Below are 20045 nucleotides of genomic sequence, written 5' to 3' on the forward strand. Positions count from 1 at the left end.
CCCTCGGAAAAATTCAGAATCTCAGTGAAAAACGGTAATTCAGGCTGTAATCATCCACCGACATCCAGGAAGGATGTTCGATGGGCCAGCCCGCTAAAACAGCACTCTGGTAAACGCCCGACTGAGCACGCAGCCCCACCGCTCCGCCGGTTAAGTGGCCACGTTCAAAGGGGTCGGTGTTGTCGGGATGTATCGCCCCGGTATCGAGTGCAACATTCAGATCCAGTTGCCCCAGAAAAGGCCATTGCCCCAAGTGGTAGTTCAGGTCGTTGCGCCAGTAGTAGCCAGCATCGCCCGACAGCGACTGCCCCTGAAAACCACGCACCGAATATTCACCGCCTATGCTCAGCCGCTCACTGCCGGGTAACGACTTGGCGGCAATTTGGGTAAACAGCGTGGTCGAGAACGCCCAATCCGGTGACAAGGGGTAGGTATAATTCACCGTAACTGTGCCCTTGTTAAATTCCTCTTCCGGACTTCCGGGAACAGCGCGATAACCGGGAATGGTCAGTCCGCGCTCATATAGGGGCGACATTGTCAGAAACCCGCCAGCCAGCCGTGTGCTGTGTTCAGCAGAAACCGTCACCGACGCGCGTTCATTACTGCTGCCGTTCAGTAAAGTTTTGTCGATAAAGTTTTTCTCATGGTCATAGCCAAGCCCCACCCGAAGTGAAGACTTACTGATGCTGTCCCGATGAAATAACCATTGGCTATCCAGTGCGTGCCTTTGGGTTTTACCGCTGGATGCGAACGAGAAATTCTGGCTGTTCACTGTGGTCAAATAATCGCTGTAGGCGTACTGGTAGTTCAGGGTCCAGTAACCGAACGGCATTCCCCATACCAGCTGCAGGCTCTGGCTGTCCCGGCTATCGACAAACTCAGCACTTTTCGCGCCGGACAGGCTCCAGCTCTCGTAGAGCCCCAAGAGATCTTCAGCCACCAGCGTGACGGAGAGTTGCTCCTTGCCCGTGCTGTCCTGCCCTGAATTGCTGTAACCCAGCTCACCCCGCCACCATGCGCCCGCTCTGGTCTGAATATCGACCAGACTGAAACCGGGCCGGGTGCCGGGCAGCATTTGCACTGTCGCGTTATAGCGGGACAAACGGTTCATTTGATCCAGCGTCTGCTCGACATCGCGCAAACTTAAAATACGGCCACTTTCACCAGGATAGAGATGCAGCAAACTCGATGACGGCATGCCGTTTTCCTGCAGTCTTTCCAGCTTGCCTTCCAGCACGTCGACAACCAGCTCACCATTGGAGAGATTCTGCGGTAACAGCACCGCTCTGGAGGTCACATAGGCCTTGTCGATATAGGTGTTAGTGACGATTTTCAGAATATTGTTTATGGCTTCAATGCCGATGCAGTCTCCGGCTCTGAAATCGATCGCTGCCAATAAAATGTCTGTGGCTATGTGCTGATTACCGCGCAGCGTCAGCTTTTGAATCGCAAAGCATTGCGCATCCTGAGCTGGCAGGACAGGCGCTGGCGGTGGCAAGGCCTGTAACTGCTCAATCGCCTGTTGGGACGCTTCAATAGATTGCAGGCGTTTTGCCTGCTCAGTCTCAATATCGCTTTTTACCGCAGGGGAAAGCAGGGCGGCCAGTGCTGGCACACTGGCAGAGATCAACAATAAAAACGCGAAGCGATAATGCATAACACCCAAATCGACAGCAATGTCTGGAGATCAAAGATGCAGCGATGCATCAATTCAATGGCGGCGGGAGAACACGCAACACAAGCGTGCCTTCATTGAGACGGGTTTCCAAATCCGGTCTGCCCTTCCCCTAAACACTTTGGTTAAGACAACAACAAAAAGACACATGGCATGAGTTTTGGCTCATGCCATGTGTCTGAAAACATCAAATAACAGTCTTGAAAGAAATCATCACCCGCCGCTCACATTGATTACACTTCATTCAAATACCTGAGTGGGGCAGGCGACCATAATTGCAAAAAAATATAATTAAAAGCGCGTGAATTCCGATCAAAGTGGGCATCTAAAACTCAATGAGCGCCTCACTGGAAGAGAATTCATTCAAAGCAGTGATACCTCTTCTGCTGCTCCTTACCAAATCGTCAGAGCACACATTCTGCCTATGCTTCAGAAGTTTGCATGTTCCTCTTCCCAAACAGTTTCCAATGCAGCCCCTGTAGCTCATGATTCTCTGATAATGACAAATCTCCGTATGGCGTCGTCCATACGCTCTTTTTAAAAGTATTGATCAGATCTCTTCCTCTGAGATTTGGTTGTGTCTTCAGCGCACACGTTAACGCACGCACCGCGAGATAACTGGTAATAAAGTAAGGTCCGGGCACTTTCCCGCATAAATCCATCGCACGTTGTTTCAGCTCAGAAACAGAACTGTCAAAAATTCCAGACCCATAAGCATGTAAAAAAGGAACCTGAATATTGTCATGCGGTAACTCAGACAAATCAATGCCCCAGGCATCATCAGATAAAATCACCCTGCTTCGCTCATGAAATGTACAGCGGCGCACCACATCAAAGCAAAATGATTTGCGGCCCAGAATATATATCGTAGGAACACGGGTCGCGAATACTTCAGCAAGCATGCCAAGTGATGCTTTTTCTTCCAGCAAATAACAACGGCTCTCAATACGTTTGTCCGATAAATTTCGCACTAAAGCTTCAGCCAGCAGCTCACCATTATTATTTTTCTGACCGATGATAATCACGCTTTCACCAGCAACAGCTTCAGCAGCCATGCACGCTATCTGATCGTCATCACGACCGAAAAAGCGGAGCGTAAAAATAGTGTTCTGACATAAAGCAATATTCGAACTGCCGGGCGCTAAAAAAGGCAGACTGGCTTCTTCGTAAATTTCACTGGCTGCCAGCGCACAAATACTGCTGAAATGACCAATCACAGCTGCGGCCTTTTCAGTAACGATCTGATGAGCCACACCTGAGGCTTGGGATGCGTTATGCCCATCATCAAAGTACTTCACTTTCACCTGAATACCACTGTCACAAACAGCCAGATAAGTTGCAGCCAACAAATCGTCTTTATTTGGCCCGTCACTTTCACTCAAAATTATGACAGGTGAATCAGGACCGCCCTGAAAACGGGCGGTCAGAAATATTGATTCCATCAGAACTCTTGTATCAATGATTCATTATGGGCGGGAGATTTTGTAGTGCTGACCAGTAGCATCAAATGGCGTTTTAAATGAAAAGGCATACGGCGTACTCCCATGATCATGCAAGTGCTCAAGGCGATGACAAGCCTCCCGCCAATTTGGCTGATGCTGCTCGTCAATCCACCACACCACGTAGATCGGCCAGTTTTGTTTACCGAACCAGTCTTTACGCATGCGTAAGGCCTCTTTATGGAGTGACCCTTGGTAAGCAAACCGGAATACACTCTCTAAGTCTTGCCAGATTGAAATGGTCTGCGCCTGAGTACTGTGCCCCTTCGCAATCCCATCAAGATAAAAACGCGGGACAGCAAATGGTCCCCATCGGCCCCAGTCTTTCTGGTAATTAGACATCCATTCAATATCTTCTACAGGCCTAGCGCGATCAATAAATCCCGGGGATTGTTCAGCCTCAAGAAAAACATCAGGTGTGCGATCATCAAACTCACGTACTCTGCTGTCTCCGTATGGCGCCCGAAGTATAGAAAATGTCATCAGACAGACACGGGAACTCATACGATTACCTCCTCTCGGCTCGTCGCTTCCTTGCATGACAGTTGATGGAAACTTTCCGGCAAATGTTGCAGGTGCAGCACATGCGGCGCTTCCAACCCGATTAAATCTTTACCAGTCAGTAAGGCGTAGAGATTTTGACTGCTTTCCGGCATCAAAGGGACAGCAGCCTGAGCAAAGTAAACCAATAATTCACCCGCATCACTAAGTTGATTCCCCTTGCTCAGCAAGTGTTCGATATATGAGAGCAGGTGTAAAATATCTTCAGCAGCCTGACGTAAGTGAAAACGCTCAGGGGAGAAACTAGTCAGAATTCGATGCCGGATAGCTTCCCCGGTCTGCGTTGTCTCACCGCTGACAGTGATCGTTAAGTTCTCTCCGGTAATACATATATTCCAGGTTTGAGCAATCTGACTCCAGTGTGCATATAGTGTTCTTTCAAGAACATTACGCATATCAGCTTCATTGAAATTAGATTTTTCAAATCCGGGCGCATTAAAAGCTGCATAAAAACGAATCGCATCAACAGGATATCTTTCGGCAAGGTCAGATGCCCATATCACATGGTTGTTGCTTGTCGAAAATTTCGCATGATCGAGGTTATAGAACTCATTAATCACCGTTGACCATGGCAACCATCGACCTTGTTCTATCTGAGTCAACAGTGCAGCATGCACCAGTGCGTAGAAATAAGAGTTGTCAAACCCAAAGAAATTCACAGGTACCGGGAATGTTCCTAAACTATCATCCTGATGGATCGCTCTCTGGTAACTGTAAAGCAATTGCGCCATTAACTCTGGCCATGCATTAATCACCTGTCTGGGAAAATCCGGATGCTCAAAAGCAATCCCCCAGGTCCCCGGAACGGTCACCGGAAATGCCGGTAAATCTTCACGAAGAACATCCTCCGTCAACCAGCGATAGCGTTGACGAAACCTTGGATTGTTCTGATAAAATTCCTGCAGCTGAGGTTTGAAACGTTCAAGCTCCAGCGTCAGCACTTCATGGTAACCAAGTTCCAGTTCAGCTTCTGGAGTATTGGTCACTCTCGGTTCAATCAGTGTCTCTGCGTTCGTGAGATTACCACAAGCCTCACAGATACCACATTTACAGCCAGCCATGCATGAAGGGCAAAAGCCAGACACGCCAGCTTCATCCAGCCAAACCTTGTCATTCTTCATACGAAAGAATGGCATTTTCTTTTTGATCAGCACGCTGTCTTCATATAAACGATGGAAAATACCTCTGACAAAGTTCTTACTTTCCTGTTCAGGTACAAAGTAATCATCCACAGAGACATTGTACTGTGTCAGCGTCTTATGAATCTCTTCACTCCAAAACTGACTGAGTTCTTCTGGAGAACGATTCTGCCGTTGTGCAGTAACCCGGACATAAGACTGATGAATATCACTATAACAACTGACAAAACATGGGGCTCCCTGGAGACGCAATGCTCTGGCAAATACGTCTCCCGCTAAAAATGGACCACTCATATGTCCGACATGAAGTCCACCATTAGGCGTTGGGGGGGGTAATGTAACAATGAAGCTTGTAGGTTCCATTATCATGCCTCGTTATAATGTCACGTCTGACTGACCACCCATATCCCAATAAATGTCAATCATGACAAAGGGAGATGCTGATGAACGGTTGCGAAGTTGATGTTCCGAATGACGCGGTATATAGACAACATCACCCTGTGAGATATGTGTGTGCTCACCATTGATTTCGAGCTGACATTCGCCACTCAAAACAATAAAAGCTTCCTCTTCATCATGAGAATGGCGGTCAACATCTTTGCCAGGCTCAACAACAACCCAAATACAGCCAAACTCAGTAAGAGGACGGCGGGTATTTACCTTATTATCCCATGGGAATAACCGGCGCAACTTACAATTGTACTCATCAGTAAATTCAGCCGCTGTATTTCTTCGTATATATTTTTCGATTGTTGACACTGCTGTTTCCATTGCTTAATCATCCTTTATTTAATCAACTTTTTTTCAATACTTTCAGCTATATTCCATGAACGCAGTGAAAGCAGACTAAATGACCCAGCGTCACCAAAACCATGAGTAGATTCACAAAGACCATTTAAATAAAATGGAGGTGCAGCATTGATTGGTTCAAGACTATAGTCACGGTTTACATGGAGTGATTCATCTTCCCGCAGGTGAAAATGCTGCACAATATCCGACAATAATGGATGGAAATACTCCTGATTTTCTCCGCCACCCATATTCCGAAATCCGGTTGCTAAAATTACACCGTCCACAACCAGTTCTTTTTCTCTGCCTGAAAATTTACTCTTCGTAACAAGAACTACATTGTTATTATTTTGTTCAAAATCAATAATATCTGACATATTATGAATGGTGATACGTTCACGGCCATCAATTTTATTTTCATACATCTTTGCGTAAAGAGAATGAATAACATCATGATCTGCGGAACTGTAATTACTACGCCATAAAGTCTGCGTCAGATTTTTCTGTTCATCAAGAGGCAAATTATAGAAATCATTTACAAATTCAGGGAAGTATATTTCCTCAGTAAACGGACTGACATCTTTTAACTGGTAAGAATAACTTCTCAGAATGTTATGTATCTGCATATCCGGAAAACGTGCCGATAAGTCCAGTACCAACTCAATGGCGCTTTGGCTGCTCCCTACAATTGCGATGGATTTAATTTCTGATTCATGTTCCCACTGTGACAGTGACGATGTGTAGCGAGTAAAATGCGCCACACGGGATAAACGTTTCTCTGCAAACACGGGAGGAATATAAGGTGTTCTGCCGGGCGCAAATGAAACACTTTTCGCATAAAGTGTTCTGTTCAGGCTCGTGTCAATGCGCCAGAAAATCGGATTGTCGCTATCACGGGAAATACCAATCACCTTTTCACCATAACTGACCCATTTATCAAACTTCCTTGCGACCCACCTTACATAACGGGCATAGTCCTTACGCAGTGGAAATTCTAAACCTAAATTCAGATACTCGAACAATCGATCCTCTTCTTTCAAGTAACTCAGAAAACCATAAGGACTGACTGGGTTTCTGGGCGTTACAAAGTCCCGTAACGGATTATGTTGGATATCCGAACCATCCAACAACATCTCCGGTTGCCAATCAGGAGCCGTGTTACTTTCCAGAAATAACATAGATGATGAAAGGTCTTTTTCTTCCAAAGAAATAGCCAATGCAATGTTTCCAGGACCAAATCCAATCCCTATCAAATCATATTCATTGCGATTCATAATAACTCCTGCTGAGCAACTTCACTGTTTAATTTTCTCTCACAGGCTGAATCAGCCAGCGTTTCTTTAATTACTGAAATAATAAAATTTGCACCATTCAATAGCTGTTCCCTGGAAACAGTCAAAGCTGGCATACATTTAAGAACCTCATCCCGTGGTCCACAAGTTTCAATAATTAACTGTTTTTCAAAAAGTCGCTTACTTAATTTTTTGGCAAAGGTGTTGTCAGCAAATTTCATTCCGATCATCAGGCCCCGACCGCAGACCACAGCAGGAACATTCAAGTCATTTAATTTTTCAGTTAAAAATGTACTCAATACATGGTAATCACTTCGAACTTTGCGAGACAAAACATCATTGCTCCAAAATTTTTCAAGTGCAACTGTTGCAGTTACCATGGCTAAATTGTTACCTCGGAATGTGCCATTGTGTTCGCCAGGAAGCCAACAGTCATATTGCCGGGAAATCAGATTGACCGACATCGGTAGCCCAGACCCGCTCAATGATTTAGAAAGACAAACAATGTCAGGTTTGATGCCGGAAAATTCAAAACTAAAGAAGTCTCCGGTACGACCGCAGCCCGCCTGGATATCATCAATAATCAACAGAGCACCAATATCTTTCGCCAGCTTCGCAATCCCTTGTAGCCATTCAGCAGAAGCACAATTTAAGCCGCCTTCGCCTTGAACGCACTCCAATATGAAAGCCGCCGGAAGTTCAACGCCGCTTCCCGGATGACACAACATATCTCTGAGGAAATTGATTTGCGTTTCGTGATCACCAAATGAAAATTGATCATAAGGCAAACGCAGTACTCCCGGCATTTGTACGCCCGTGAGTTTACGTTTGGAATCATTCGCAGTAACCGCCAATGCGCCAAGTGACATCCCATGATATCCGCCAGTAAAACAGGCAACGGTATGACGACCTGTGATCTTTCTGGCCAGTTTTAACGCCGCTTCCACAGCATTGGTGCCTGTTGGCCCTGTAAACTGAATCTTATAATCCAGACTTCTCGGTATCAGAATATGTTGATTAAAAGCAGAAATAAATTTCTCCTTTTGTGTTGTGTACATATCCATTCCCTGAATGATTCCGTTATCTTGCAAATACTTGATTGCAGCTGAAACCATATCGGCATCATTATGGCCATAATTCACAGATCCTGCACCAGAGAAGAAGTCTAGATACTCAGAACCATTCTCATCATAAATGATTTCATTTTTTGCTGATGCGAAGAGAGCAGGAAAACTGCGACAGTAACTTCGCACTTCTGATTCTAGATTTTCAAAAATGGAAAAAGTCATATTGTCCTCACTAAGAGTAATACTCTATTTTAACTGGTATTGAAACCAGCACGTTTTACCCACGCCTTCTGTTTTGTCATAAAGACGCTGTGCAGTTTCATTATGAAGTTGTGTTGCCCATTTCAGAGAGTTATATTTCTGTTGTTCTCTCATCCAATCATAGGCAAACTTAATTAACTCCTGACCAACACCTTTTTTCCTACACTCATTCAGAACAAACAAATCATTTAAAAGAACACTTTCAACGGCACTAACACTTGAGTACGTGAAATATAATGTAATAAAGCCAATAGCCTTACCTGATGAATCCAGGTAAATAAATTGCCTGCCTTTATCATGCTCACTGATAAATTTACTGAAAAATTGATAGTTCACTTTTCTGTCTGGCTCTGCAACGCCATAAAACCTTTGATACAATTCCATTAAATCTAATAATTTTTCAAAATTGCTATCATCAACACTGACAATACGTCCTTTAGACGCAATTACATAACTGCGATTCACCGAGCTTCCTCCTCTTTTAATATAATTTTCTCTTTCTTTCTGGATTCAATATATGAGCCGAGAACAGACAATACAACGACACTCATAATGGCAAGCAAAGAGTAAAATGACAATTGTAAGCGACTATCAAAATACTGGAATAAAAATACAAACAGAGGCGTTAAGAGTAACAGATAAGAGACTTGTCTTGGTGGAATAAGAGCAATACCCTTTTGAAGCATGAACAGTGGAATAACATTTCCTAATATTGCAATAACAACAAATGCAAAAGCATGTTCTTGGATATCATTCACAATGTTACTCCCCATATAAAATGAAACTACGAGCAACAGGAAAAAACGCATTGACATAAGTTGGTATAAATTAAATCCATTTTCATAAATTTTCTTAGAAATAACATTAACTATAGCCATACAAAAACCAGTCATGATGGCCATGATAAACCCAAGTGTTAACTCATGATGACCATCATTCGTTACCGATGAATAGCCACCGGTAACCGTTAATCCGACAATAACCATACAACCAATCGTCAAAATACTGACAAACAATTTAGCTTTGGAAAGCTCACTAAACGCCTTCCAAACTATCAAACTCACCAATAATGTCGCCAGCGGATTAATGCCATATATCGTAGCAGCGGTTAATGCGGGTTCAATATACTTCAGAGATATGTATAAAAACAGCCATGAACCAAGTGTTCCAATATTAAGTACGAGAAAAAGAAAACTATCCTTGATTGTTATCGTGGCTTTATCTTTCTTGTTAAAATGATTCATGAGTGCAAAAGTCAAAGAGATAATTGCAAAATTTACAAATAGGATATTGTAAATTTTGACACCCTGAAGCAACGATCCCAGCCAAACAGACTGAGCAGCAGAGAGGACATCAAAAGTGAGAACAAACATCACACCTTTATTCATTCTAGTATCCATAGTTTACCCGCATTCTCCATTTCACGAATACGCTGCGTATCTGATTCAAGAGCCTGCAGGCTTTGATTCGCTAGAAAAATACCCCCAGGACTGTCAAACAAATTACTTGTTTCTTTAATCTCCTGACCTACTTCGATATTCCAGAAGGACAATGTATAAGAGGAAAGGGTTCCAGCCCATTTTTTTCCCGGAATCGAGGATACTTTACCTGTTTCATAATTTATCAAGGACACTGCTTTTGAATGCTTTGACCAAACAGGAGGTTTACTGGTGCGCTCTTTAAATCTTTCTGGATCAATTGCAGCATCCACTAAAAGATCTAACTGTGATACATCTGAGAAAAACTGCACATTACGGGGTGCTTTAGCTCCATGCAATCTGGCCCCGACTTCAATAAGAACCGGCCCTTCATCATCAAACATAATTTCAATATGAGCCGCGCCAAAACAAATGCCGAGTGCATCCAACACGGCTTTGGCATAATCAACAATCGCAGTAACTTCAATAGTCGAAGGATGAATAAATATTTCTTCCACATAAACTATAGCACCGCTATGCAATTTTTCCTTTCGATACAGAGATACATTCGTAACATAATGAAAGCCATCTAAGCTGACGCTATCAACCACATATTCATTCCCTGAAATATACTGCTGAGCTAATACGTCATCATTATAATTACCTAAAAGATCTCTTTTACCGATAATTTCATCCATTGCCATTTGAATCTGATCTGTGTTTTCACAGAACTTCACACTATCGGTACCGGCTGAACTTATTGGCTTAATAACGACCTTTTCAATCTGATTTTTCTCAATCCACGGAATGAGCGTTTCATAATCTGAAGTTCTTACTTGTGAAATTGAACGAAGCCCAACCTGAGCAATTCGCTCCTGCATAAGATATTTATCACGCAGGCAAATTAACAATGAAGGCTCACAACCTGGCAGCCCTGCTTCATTAGCCAGTTGGTTTGCCAGCAGTACACCGCTCTCTGAACCTGGAACAATAGCTTTACATTCAAACGTTTTGATAAAGTCCAGAATTTCAGACCGATTTTCTTCGTTAAAATGTATGTAATCAACAAAGTTATCTTTGAAGTAAGAGCCCTTGAACGCATCAGGGATGTCAACTGAGCTATGGATACAAACGCAAGCGTACCCCCTGCCAAAAAACTCATTTGCCAGATATTGCCCACTAGAATAAGGATCGACAATCGCAACTATATTCATCATGTGTCACTACCACTACTTTGATATGAAATAGGTTACCAAAGTGTTTCTTAGTTGTAAACGTTACTACCCATACCTTATCAGCATGTGATCTTGGAATTACTCTTATTGTTGGAATAATTATCTAATTTAATATTTCCCACTCAATAAAGTCAAAAATAATGAACTCAATAAAAAATGACAAAACACCCTTACATTTGGAGCACATTCAATTAATAGCAGATGATCTAACTTTAAAATAAATAGTGTATAGTTATTTAATCTAATGATGGTTTTTATCATTTACTTTATTTATAAAATTAAATCAGAATAAAAAACCGAATTAGAGAAAGAGATTTTTTTTATGAAACAATCTAAGTAATTGAATATATAGGACTTTACAAAATAATATTCAATATGGACTCTCAAAATATGAAACATTTTTTGAGCCGAAAATCATAAAATTTCCTTAACAGCAATATCAGATTCAAGCTGTCGCCAAGAGCACTACGACTCACATCATACAATTCAGGAAGTGATTCTCAATTGCCGGAGCAAAGGATACGTAAGCGTTCACCAGTCTCCGATTGACAGCCACTGAAGTGTGACCGACAGCACTGGATCCACCATTTCCTATTGAGTGAGCCTTTCTAAATAACTGTTCCTAAATGTAGATCACTGGTAAGTAGAAATTGAAAGGAACTCGGTAGCGTTTGTGCGATCTGATCAGTCGCCAAACATCCAAAACTCACAAAACAGTACCGAGTGCCATGATTCTATGTAAGTGGTCAATAAACCCCACATACCAATAACGCGCGCGCTTTGACATAGTGCCTTTTTCAGCGGAGGTACTATGAACCAAGAACAAAAGCGCGCCCATTGGGTATCGATCGTGGAACAACAAAAACACAGCCAGCTATCCATCAAGCAATTCTGTGCAGACAACGACATCAGTTATCAAACCTTCTTCTACTGGTCCAAGCGGCTGCGTTCTCCTGACGTGACGCAGACGTTGCAACCCATCGTCTTCGATGAACATAACCACTCGCAGTCTGAGTCGGTGATCATTGTCTTTGCCAACGGCATTCGCGCTGAGTTACCCGCGATATTGAGTGCGGCTCAGATCAAACACTGGGTGGACGCCTTGCAATGACGCCATCCGGTAAGGTCTTTCTGGTCTCCGGCGTGACAGACATGCGAAAGTCCATCGACGGCCTTTCGCTCATTGTCGCCAAGCAGCTTGAGATGGATCCGTTCAGTGAAGCCTGGTTTATCTTCTGTAATCGGGGACGGGATAAACTCAAAATCCTGTTTTGGGATACGAATGGCTTTTGGCTTTACTATCGCCGACTGGAAAAAGGCACTTTCAAGTGGCCGCGCCCCAATCCTCATGGTGTTATCACCATCAGTAAACCCCAGCTTCATTGGCTGTTATCTGGTCTGTCGCTGGAGAACAGCAAAGCCCATCGCCCCCTGAACGGGCTGGAAGTGTGACGCTTGACACTGATCATCATATTGCGCTTGAACGATCCTTTTTAGCCGTCACACTGGACAACCTTCAATGTTGTAAAGACGATGCCCCATGACTGACTTCCCTGATGATGTAGAACAACTCAAAGCGATGCTGCTCAAGCTCTCGCAAGAGAAGCAAGCGATGGAGGAGGAAGTCGCCGCCCTGAAAACCCAGGTACAGCTACTGGTTGAACAGCTTAATCTCAACAAATCCAAACGCTTCGCCGCGCAAAGTGAAAAAGTCGCCAAAGGCACCTTCAACGAAGCCGAGCAGCAGAATGCCTTGCCCAAGCCAGCCGCCGAACGCGGTAAAACCGGCCGTAAGCCGCTGCCTGCCAACCTTGAGCGAGAAGTACAAAACCACACCTTAAATGCCCCGTATTGCGACTGTTGTGATGCACCCTTACACGAGTGCGGTAAAGAAGTCAGTGAGACACTGAAAATCCTGCCGCAGAGAGTCAGTGTGATCCGCCACGAACGCACTAAGTATGCCTGCCGTCAGTGCGAGCAGACGGCAGAGACCAGCAAGGTGGTTACCGCCCCGAGGCCGGCCAGCATGATCCCCAAAAGCCTTGGCAGTGCGGAGGCCTTCGCCGCTGTGGTGACGGCTAAATATGTCGATGCGCTGCCGCTTTACCGTCAGGTTGATATCCTCAACCGCTCAGGCATTGATATCAGCCGTGCCACCTTGGCCAACTGGTGTGTGCAGCTAGGCAGCAAAGTTCAGCCCATCATCGATGCGATGAAAGCGCAACTCCTCAAGGAGCCTCTCATCTGTGCGGATGAAACGACAGTGCAAGTGCTCAGAGAAGAAGACAGGCAGGCGCAATCCAAATCCTACATGTGGGTTTATCGCAGTGGCGAGTATACTGACAATCCGGTGGTGATTTACGACTATCAGCCGAGTCGGGCGGGCGCCTGTGTACGTGATTTTTTAACGGGTTACGTCGGCTATCTGCTGTCAGATGGCTATAGTGCTTACGACACACTCAAAGGGGTCACACAAGCCGCCTGCATGGCCCATGTCCGCCGGGAATTTACCGATGCGCAAAAGGCCTCACCTTCAACGAAAGCAGGTAAACCGGAAAAAGCCCTGACCTTCATTGGCAAGTTGTACAGCATAGAGCGGCGAGCAAAAACCCTGTCAGCAGAAGCGCGGCAACAACTCAGAATGCAAGAAAGCCTTCCTGTCTTGAATGACTTCAAACAGTGGCTGGATAGTCAGCATGTGTTGCCCAAAGGAGCGCTAGGCAGAGCCATCATCTATGCAAAAAACCAGTGGCCGAAGCTGCTGACCTACCTTGATGATGGCAACATCAGTATTGACAATAATGTGACGGAGCGAGATATCCGGCCGTTCACGACAGGCAGAAAGAACTGGATGTTCTCGAACTCAGTGGGTGGAGCGAAGGCCAGTGCCAACCTGTATAGCCTGGTGATGACGTGTCGAGCGAATGATATCAACCCTAATTACTACTTCCGGCATCTGTTTACAGAGTTGCCCAAACGTTCGGTGGGCGATGATATGTCGGGCCTGATGCCTTGGAATGTTGATCTGAGTGGCATTGAGTAGGGCTTCACTGCTTTATTGAGCGCTTACGTTGAAGCGGTACACCGCCAGTTCCGCAAGCTGACCAAAACCAAGGGCGGCTTCGCTAACGAAACCAGCTTGCTAAAGCTGCTCTATGCGGGGATGTTGAAGGCTTCTGAGAAGTGGACGCATCCGGTACAGAACTGGAATCTGACGTTATCCCAGTTGAGCATCCACTTCCCGAATAGGGCAGGGCGGGATTATACTTTCTCGCTCTGCCTTTTATCACCAGATTCCACCCCAAAAAACATCTCCATTCGGAAGTCATCACTCCAGCAGGAGCACTTTATTTTTCGGCGTTTACTGATTGATTTCGGGTGATGCTGCGCCATGTTCAGTGCTACTCGTCTTAGTAGAGCAAAAACTTCTGCCGCCTCTCTGTCTCCCAGTCGGCTGGCGTCTTCTCGGTATGTCACATCCAGCACCCAATGTTGTTGATTTTCAATGTGCTAATGCTGCCTCACCGCTTTGCCAGCCAACTCCGGCTCCACATCTAATGAGCTGACATAATAGTGAGTATCTAATGTCCCTTTTCCTTTGTGGCTGCGACTCCGCTCCACCGCGATGACACTCTTTATATCAGGCCAGAGTGAGCTTATCTCATCGGGGAGGGCCGACACCATCTGAAACACTGTCCTTTCTTCTCGCCGTCCATGATTATCATCTCGGGTAGAGTGGCTGGTCAGTCCTTCTCCATCACATGCCCAGTAAGGCTCAAATTGTTGCTGGATTGCCGTGAGCAATTTGGGCTGGTTTTTCTTTACCTGAATGACAAAGTCTGCACCTTTCTCTGTGATTTTCTTTAGGGTCTTTTTCTGGCAATGTAAGGCATCCATCGTCACGATAGCCCCTTTAATTTCAAGGCAATCAAGCAACTGCCTGACCGTGTCAATTTCTTCGCTTTTTTGCTTGGTCGATTGCTGGCAAAGGACGAGGCCTTCTCCGGTATCAAAAGCGCTGACCAAGTGCAGGGCCTTGCCTTTGCCCTGTTGATTGACGATGCCGCGAAGGGTTTTACCATCAAAGGCGATGATGGGCTGACCTTCGCTTTCCCGCTTAGCATTGACCCAAGAAAAGAGCGACTCTACCAGCACTTCTATCTTGACGCCTTTAACGATACGCGCGATCGAATGTCGGGTGGGAATACCGTTGTCAAATGGTCGATACTTGCGCAACCAATCAAGCTTATTCACTCCAAAGTCCTCGATTTCTTGCCAGCCTTCGCATCCTGAAACGACCGCAGCCATGACGAGAAACATGATATCGACGAGGTTATGTTGACGGTTAACGTGGCTACGAGGGTCTTCAATAAGGGATAAGTGAGTAAAAAAGTCCATGTCAGCAAAGCTCATAAAGGAATGAATAACGATCAGATCGCTGTAAAATCAGAAAGTTCCATTAAAATTCAAAGTATGATCCCGCCCTGCCGAATAGGGTCGATCAATATGTGGATCTGTGACTTATGCTGACACAGAACTATGAACAGCCTCCCCGCTTACGTTTTAACTGGTCGCTGAATTATCTGTATGATTAATCAACCAGAATACTTCTGTATACATTTTGCTCCAGATGCCTGATTTTATAATAATTATCATTGAGTTCACGAACAGTGCCAGCAGCCATAAATATGGTCCCGGGGGAAGTTCCAACTGAAAATGTTTTTTGAATTGAGTCTCGCCCTGTTAATGATGACTTGACTGAAAAACTTGAGTTTATAAATGAAAAATCGCTCTCATTTAAATCCCTTGAAATTTTCCCTTCAACATTTGACCTGAGTGAAACTCTCATCATGTTTAACTGATGATCCATTGGTTCATAATCATAATCTCTTCCAAGGTGATAACACTTGACAGATTCATTAATATGATTACTTCCGACTGTTGCGTTAAATAATACCGGGCAAATACCACCATGAAGCCTGCTGTTTATCTCAATAAGCACCGGACCGTCTTGATCAATCATCAGCTCTAAGTGTGAGGGACCAAATTTAATCCCCAAAGCATCAAGGCACTGCTTAGAGTACTCGATAAGCATCTGATACTTTGTATCTTTAATGTTTTCCAGCGTCATGTAATCAAGCAATGGAACACCCATATTTTCTCTTCTGACTTTCCATATTTCAACCACATGATGCTCACCAAAAGATGAAACTGTATTTACGATAAACTCCTGACCGATAATTCGTTCTTGAACCAAAAGACTATCAATAATATTCCCATAAATATTTTTACCACCAACAACTTTAACTAAAAAGTCGCTCGCCACAATTTGATTATCAAAACAGGCTGTATGGTTTACGCCTGTACCGACGACAGGTTTTAAAACCAAATTCTGATGCCCCAAATTGTCTGCAAACAGCATCAGTTCATCCTCATTATGAACAAGTCGCTGGCGGATCGATCTGATATCAGAGTTTCTTAATTTTTCATGGGTACAGAACTTGTTAATTCTAACTTCCGAGTCATAATCATTCGCTTTCTCTGGTAAATATTTATTTTGCAAGAAATCTGTATACTCAACCGCCGGGTCTGATCCTGCTATGAAATTCTGAACTGGCTCAGATTCAAGAAATTCAAATAAAGAAACATCATCTTTGAAAAATTTTTTATCATATAGACTTAAATTTTGCATTCTGATGAAATAAATTGGCATGTCCAACTTAGTTTGAACATGTGCAATTTTATAGCCTAAATTTTTAAAAAGTTCAGGATAATAAGAACCAGAAGAAAATCCATCAATAATTACAATCCAACCACTCATTTCAACCTCATGATTGACCAATCCGAACAGACATGTTTAGCGCAGGAAACAATATCTGGCAAACCAAAATCAAAACTCTCAAATCCTTCAGTTTTAAAGCTTTTTCTCAGTTGTTGATCATATCTTTCCTTCATATCTGGACAAATGAACACTATCGGTAATTCGCTATTTAAAGATTCATACTTAGATACTAAATAACCAGCACCACTTGTGTAGCCAAAAAACAATGCTGTCTCTTTAATTAAATCAAGGGTTGCTTTTTTTATATAAGTTGACGATAAGTAGTGGACCCGATCATACAAATTATGGTTCACATTCTTAGGCACAATCGCACTTCCAATTCCTGATATATCTCTGATACCATTCTCTCCACCAAAAATTACACTACCAACTAGATCGATACCGATAAGTTTTGTATCAGGTTCTGCATCAGACAGGCCCTGATATATTCCACTCGTTGAAGCACCAGAGCCAACAGCACCAACCAATTGAACCGCGCCCAACTGACCAGCAATAAATTTTCCAATCGCTTCATAGCCTTCACTATGCTCCGGTGAATCATACTGATTTAACCATAGTCGAGTCTCTGGCTGTTCAGAGATGTACCGCGTTGTAAAATCAATACGCTCATTCTGACTCAGTTTATTATCAGAAATTTTAATAACTTTTGTTCCTAATGCTTTCAGCATCATGCGAAAATTTTCATCGACAGATCCATCGATAATAATCGTGGATTTTAATTTCATCTGTTTTGATACGATCGCAAGTGACATTGCATAAGTACCACTCGATGTTTCAACCAGTTCATGAATCGTCGGATCAATCTTGTTCTCAAGTATCAACTTATCAATCACGAACTTTACACTTGGAACCTTCATATATTTAAAACTTAGAGCATAAATTTTATTTGAAACCTTTATCAAATCAGGTGAAGAATAGTATTCAAGTGGAGACTGATACATATTATACCTTAATAGAATGGAAATAGGAGTAAATATTTAACCCACGTTTATATAGTTCATTTTGAATAGAGTTCGTGAGCTGTTCAGATTCTTCGTTAACAGGGAAATATAAGAAAGCAACAGTACCAGAATGAGCAACACTAACACCAACATGGAACATTTCAGAAATTTCTATCAGCTCTTTCAGACAAGACTTATTTAATACCCTCTGATTAATCTGAGAACTTTGCAAGCTAAAATTATAGAGTTTATTGATCGATAACTCATTTTCAGATAATAAGGTCTTCACCATATCATCAAAATTTTTAATTTCGTTCTCAGAATATTCTATTTCACTATTGCTCGTATCATGAAAACCGCCATCATCAACAACAATAAACTGAAGATTTGGTAAGTTGATAAACCCAAGCAATATACATTCAGATTGCAAAAAGATAGAAGGCTTATAATAAAGAACCGGATCTGAACGTTCTATATTTTTTAAAATATTTAAAATAACATCATCTCTATCGGGTAAAGCATAAAGTTTAAAGAAAGCACGACAGGTAGCAACAATATCAGCAGAAGATGTTGAGAATCCTTTCGATGGTATAATATTTGATGGACTATCAATTTCGACGACTAAATTATCTTTGATTCCAAACTTTTTTTTAAGCATATGGATCGCTTTATATGCCTTCAAGTATTTATCTTGGCGCACATGTTTATCAACCATAAAAATCTTTGCAGTTCTTTTAGACTGCACAGGCACTGATACCAAGAAATTCACCAAGTTTCCATTTATTTTTATTTTCCCCTGAATAAGTTCACCAATCGAGATTGGACAGCTATGTTCAACACCATTTATGATGTATGCTTCCGCTAATATTTCACTAGACAAAATTTAACTCCAGTATCAAATTGAGTGCTATATTTTATTCTCATCGTATTAACGACATAGTATTATCTAATTATTGCAGTGCGAACACTTTGAAAAGGGATGAAATATATAGCACCAACTATCAATGACATAAATACAAATAATAACAACGTATTCAACCAACTTCCTGTCAATGCATAAGTAAGAACAATGAGTGAAACTCCAATTAACTCAAACAGTTTGTTAATTTGAGTAAACTTACCCATGTTTTTACCAGAATTTAGATTACTCGTTAAATTTTGATTAATCACGATGCTTGTCGGTAACATTAATCCAGTTCCGATGCCCATCATTAATGATGAAAATCCGAAAACATAAGATTCGTAATGGAAATATAGCAGTGAGAAAAAGCAAATCAGACTAATCAACGAACACAACTTACCAACTCCCATAAGGTAATAACTGTTCGTTAGTGAAATTTTTGTTTTCGAAATAATTAGACGGATCGAGACAACACCGATTCCATAAAGTGACATCAGAAAACCGATTTCTTCTAATGAGCTACTTTTTGTGAATAAACTTGGAATAAATAAGAAAAAAAAGGCAACATAAACATACATATAACTACCAACAATGGTATTAATTAATGCTAGTTTTGGTATGCTAATTTTAGAATCAGAATTTATTGCTTGCTCTGTGATATCTTCACTTAAGACACGTTTTTTTAACAAAACAAACAAAGATAGTATGAACATCACCAGTAAACAAGTCATCACAATTGCACCTGAATCCAGACTATACTTTTCTTTTACCGAGAACAGTAATGGTGCCGACATTCCTGTAAAAGAGACAACAAAAGCTAGTGTGTATATTCCCTTACTACCAAAATGAATTTTACATAACTTAATACATCCAATATTTACAATGACAGAAAGTGTCGAAATTAATAGTGTCATGATAAACAACATATAGATGCTTAAATCGAACAGAGACACAAACAAAAGGACGATAAACGTTGATACTGCCATCACTTTTTCAACAGGCAACTTATCTACTATGGTTCCAATGTATCCTCCCAACAGGATTGGAACTAAAGAGAATAACACAGTCATCATTAAAACAGATTCACCCAACATAGGTGAATAACTGCTTATAGAGACTCTCATAAAATTATAAACTGAAAATGCTATAAAAAAATATAAATGCAGGATATACATAACTAAACCCTTTCATTGAAATGGAAGTAAAATTCATCTATTTTAATACAACGTTTGCGCTTGACTTTTTCTTTGTATTTTTCTAATTAAATGAACTCAATCGTATTATTCTGTGCATATTTATCAACATACTTTAAAACCCTTTCAGCTATTCCTCGTTTTCAATAATAATCCGAGACATATAAATCATTTAAAATCCAAAGCGGCTTTAATTTCACCGGAGAGGAATTAGGATATATTTAACTGAAGC

Annotated in this window: 17 protein-coding genes and 2 pseudogenes; 4 read left to right on the forward strand and 15 right to left on the reverse strand. The window is 42.4% G+C overall.

What is annotated here, in order from left to right:
* Positions 1–13: 13 nt before the first annotated feature.
* The 10 genes from KCG43_RS11655 to KCG43_RS11700 all read right to left on the reverse strand — a co-directional run bounded on the left by KCG43_RS11655 (position 14) and on the right by KCG43_RS11700 (position 10918).
* Positions 14–1657 carry a ShlB/FhaC/HecB family hemolysin secretion/activation protein gene (locus KCG43_RS11655; protein WP_218385001.1) on the reverse strand — a complete coding sequence of 548 codons (1644 nt, stop codon included), beginning with the start codon at positions 1655–1657 and terminating at the stop codon, positions 14–16.
* 440 nt (positions 1658–2097) lie between these two features.
* A complete protein-coding gene (locus KCG43_RS11660) occupies positions 2098–3117 on the reverse strand; it encodes an ABC transporter substrate-binding protein (protein WP_218385003.1) in 1020 nt (339 codons plus the stop codon).
* A 24-nt stretch (positions 3118–3141) separates the two neighbouring features.
* Positions 3142–3678 (reverse strand): DUF3291 domain-containing protein, encoded by a 537-nt coding sequence (locus tag KCG43_RS11665; RefSeq protein WP_218385006.1) that lies wholly within the window; start codon positions 3676–3678, stop codon positions 3142–3144.
* Positions 3675–5237: a class I tRNA ligase family protein gene (locus KCG43_RS11670; RefSeq protein WP_218385008.1), complete on the reverse strand. Its 1563-nt coding sequence runs from the start codon at positions 5235–5237 to the stop codon at positions 3675–3677. Before KCG43_RS11670 ends, KCG43_RS11665 begins: the two co-directional genes overlap by 4 nt.
* Before the next feature lie 12 nt (positions 5238–5249).
* Positions 5250–5645 (reverse strand): cupin domain-containing protein, encoded by a 396-nt coding sequence (locus KCG43_RS11675; protein WP_218385010.1) that lies wholly within the window; start codon positions 5643–5645, stop codon positions 5250–5252.
* Positions 5646–5659: 14 nt separating this feature from the next.
* On the reverse strand, positions 5660–6937 hold the full coding sequence (locus KCG43_RS11680; protein ID WP_218385013.1) for a SidA/IucD/PvdA family monooxygenase: 1278 nt from the start codon (positions 6935–6937) through the stop codon (positions 5660–5662).
* Positions 6934–8244 (reverse strand): diaminobutyrate--2-oxoglutarate transaminase, encoded by a 1311-nt coding sequence (gene ectB / locus KCG43_RS11685; protein WP_218385015.1) that lies wholly within the window; start codon positions 8242–8244, stop codon positions 6934–6936. The genes KCG43_RS11680 and ectB overlap by 4 nt, the downstream gene beginning before the upstream one ends.
* Before the next feature lie 24 nt (positions 8245–8268).
* The gene (locus KCG43_RS11690) at positions 8269–8748 is read right to left on the reverse strand and encodes a GNAT family N-acetyltransferase (protein ID WP_218385016.1); all 480 of its coding nucleotides are present in this window, start codon (positions 8746–8748) and stop codon (positions 8269–8271) included.
* On the reverse strand, positions 8745–9671 hold the full coding sequence (locus KCG43_RS11695) for a DMT family transporter (RefSeq protein WP_218385018.1): 927 nt from the start codon (positions 9669–9671) through the stop codon (positions 8745–8747). Before KCG43_RS11695 ends, KCG43_RS11690 begins: the two co-directional genes overlap by 4 nt.
* Positions 9668–10918, reverse strand: coding sequence for an ATP-grasp domain-containing protein (locus tag KCG43_RS11700; protein ID WP_218385021.1), 1251 nt, complete (start codon positions 10916–10918; stop codon positions 9668–9670). Before KCG43_RS11700 ends, KCG43_RS11695 begins: the two co-directional genes overlap by 4 nt.
* A gap of 829 nt (positions 10919–11747) precedes the next feature.
* Between KCG43_RS11700 and KCG43_RS11705 the strand changes: the two genes are divergently transcribed.
* The 4 genes and pseudogenes from KCG43_RS11705 to KCG43_RS11720 all read left to right on the forward strand — a co-directional run.
* Positions 11748–12047: a helix-turn-helix domain-containing protein gene (locus KCG43_RS11705; RefSeq protein WP_218385023.1), complete on the forward strand. Its 300-nt coding sequence runs from the start codon at positions 11748–11750 to the stop codon at positions 12045–12047.
* Positions 12044–12388: an IS66 family insertion sequence element accessory protein TnpB gene (gene tnpB, locus KCG43_RS11710; RefSeq protein WP_218385025.1), complete on the forward strand. Its 345-nt coding sequence runs from the start codon at positions 12044–12046 to the stop codon at positions 12386–12388. The genes KCG43_RS11705 and tnpB overlap by 4 nt, the downstream gene beginning before the upstream one ends.
* An 88-nt stretch (positions 12389–12476) precedes the next feature.
* Positions 12477–13979 carry an IS66 family transposase gene (locus KCG43_RS11715; protein WP_218385027.1) on the forward strand — a complete coding sequence of 501 codons (1503 nt, stop codon included), beginning with the start codon at positions 12477–12479 and terminating at the stop codon, positions 13977–13979.
* 27 nt (positions 13980–14006) lie between these two features.
* Positions 14007–14186, forward strand: a pseudogene (locus KCG43_RS11720) (IS256 family transposase); the annotation flags it as partial.
* Between the two features lie 11 nt (positions 14187–14197).
* Here the strand turns inward: KCG43_RS11720 and KCG43_RS11725 are convergent.
* From KCG43_RS11725 to KCG43_RS11745, 5 genes and pseudogenes are all read right to left on the reverse strand, one after another.
* A pseudogene (locus KCG43_RS11725) lies at positions 14198–15334 on the reverse strand (ISAs1 family transposase).
* 193 nt (positions 15335–15527) lie between these two features.
* Positions 15528–16757, reverse strand: a complete 1230-nt coding sequence (locus tag KCG43_RS11730) for an ATP-grasp domain-containing protein (protein WP_218385029.1) — start codon at positions 16755–16757, stop codon at positions 15528–15530.
* Complete coding sequence (locus tag KCG43_RS11735; protein WP_218385031.1) at positions 16754–17719, reverse strand: pyridoxal-phosphate dependent enzyme; 966 nt, start codon at positions 17717–17719, stop codon at positions 16754–16756. Before KCG43_RS11735 ends, KCG43_RS11730 begins: the two co-directional genes overlap by 4 nt.
* Position 17720: 1 nt before the next feature.
* The gene (locus tag KCG43_RS11740) at positions 17721–18599 is read right to left on the reverse strand and encodes a hypothetical protein (RefSeq protein WP_218385033.1); all 879 of its coding nucleotides are present in this window, start codon (positions 18597–18599) and stop codon (positions 17721–17723) included.
* Positions 18600–18661: 62 nt separating this feature from the next.
* Positions 18662–19714: a hypothetical protein gene (locus tag KCG43_RS11745; RefSeq protein ID WP_218385035.1), complete on the reverse strand. Its 1053-nt coding sequence runs from the start codon at positions 19712–19714 to the stop codon at positions 18662–18664.
* Positions 19715–20045: the final 331 nt, after the last annotated feature.

The organism is Photobacterium sp. WH24 (assembly GCF_019204055.1).
Classification (GTDB): domain Bacteria; phylum Pseudomonadota; class Gammaproteobacteria; order Enterobacterales; family Vibrionaceae; genus Photobacterium; species Photobacterium arenosum.

Excerpts from the sequence above, each read along its gene's own strand:
- KCG43_RS11655 (WP_218385001.1), bottom strand. The coding sequence starts at position 1,657 with ATGCATTATCGCTTCGCGTTTTTATTGTTGATCTCTGCCAGTGTGCCA.
- KCG43_RS11660 (WP_218385003.1), bottom strand. The coding sequence starts at position 3,117 with ATGGAATCAATATTTCTGACCGCCCGTTTTCAGGGCGGTCCTGATTCA.
- KCG43_RS11665 (WP_218385006.1), bottom strand. The coding sequence starts at position 3,678 with ATGAGTTCCCGTGTCTGTCTGATGACATTTTCTATACTTCGGGCGCCA.
- KCG43_RS11670 (WP_218385008.1), bottom strand. The coding sequence starts at position 5,237 with ATGGAACCTACAAGCTTCATTGTTACATTACCCCCCCCAACGCCTAAT.
- KCG43_RS11675 (WP_218385010.1), bottom strand. The coding sequence starts at position 5,645 with ATGGAAACAGCAGTGTCAACAATCGAAAAATATATACGAAGAAATACA.
- KCG43_RS11680 (WP_218385013.1), bottom strand. The coding sequence starts at position 6,937 with ATGAATCGCAATGAATATGATTTGATAGGGATTGGATTTGGTCCTGGA.
- ectB (WP_218385015.1), bottom strand. The coding sequence starts at position 8,244 with ATGACTTTTTCCATTTTTGAAAATCTAGAATCAGAAGTGCGAAGTTAC.
- KCG43_RS11695 (WP_218385018.1), bottom strand. The coding sequence starts at position 9,671 with ATGAATAAAGGTGTGATGTTTGTTCTCACTTTTGATGTCCTCTCTGCT.
- KCG43_RS11700 (WP_218385021.1), bottom strand. The coding sequence starts at position 10,918 with ATGATGAATATAGTTGCGATTGTCGATCCTTATTCTAGTGGGCAATAT.
- KCG43_RS11705 (WP_218385023.1), top strand. The coding sequence starts at position 11,748 with ATGAACCAAGAACAAAAGCGCGCCCATTGGGTATCGATCGTGGAACAA.
- tnpB (WP_218385025.1), top strand. The coding sequence starts at position 12,044 with ATGACGCCATCCGGTAAGGTCTTTCTGGTCTCCGGCGTGACAGACATG.
- KCG43_RS11715 (WP_218385027.1), top strand. The coding sequence starts at position 12,477 with ATGACTGACTTCCCTGATGATGTAGAACAACTCAAAGCGATGCTGCTC.
- KCG43_RS11730 (WP_218385029.1), bottom strand. The coding sequence starts at position 16,757 with ATGAGTGGTTGGATTGTAATTATTGATGGATTTTCTTCTGGTTCTTAT.
- KCG43_RS11735 (WP_218385031.1), bottom strand. The coding sequence starts at position 17,719 with ATGTATCAGTCTCCACTTGAATACTATTCTTCACCTGATTTGATAAAG.
- KCG43_RS11745 (WP_218385035.1), bottom strand. The coding sequence starts at position 19,714 with ATGTTGGGTGAATCTGTTTTAATGATGACTGTGTTATTCTCTTTAGTT.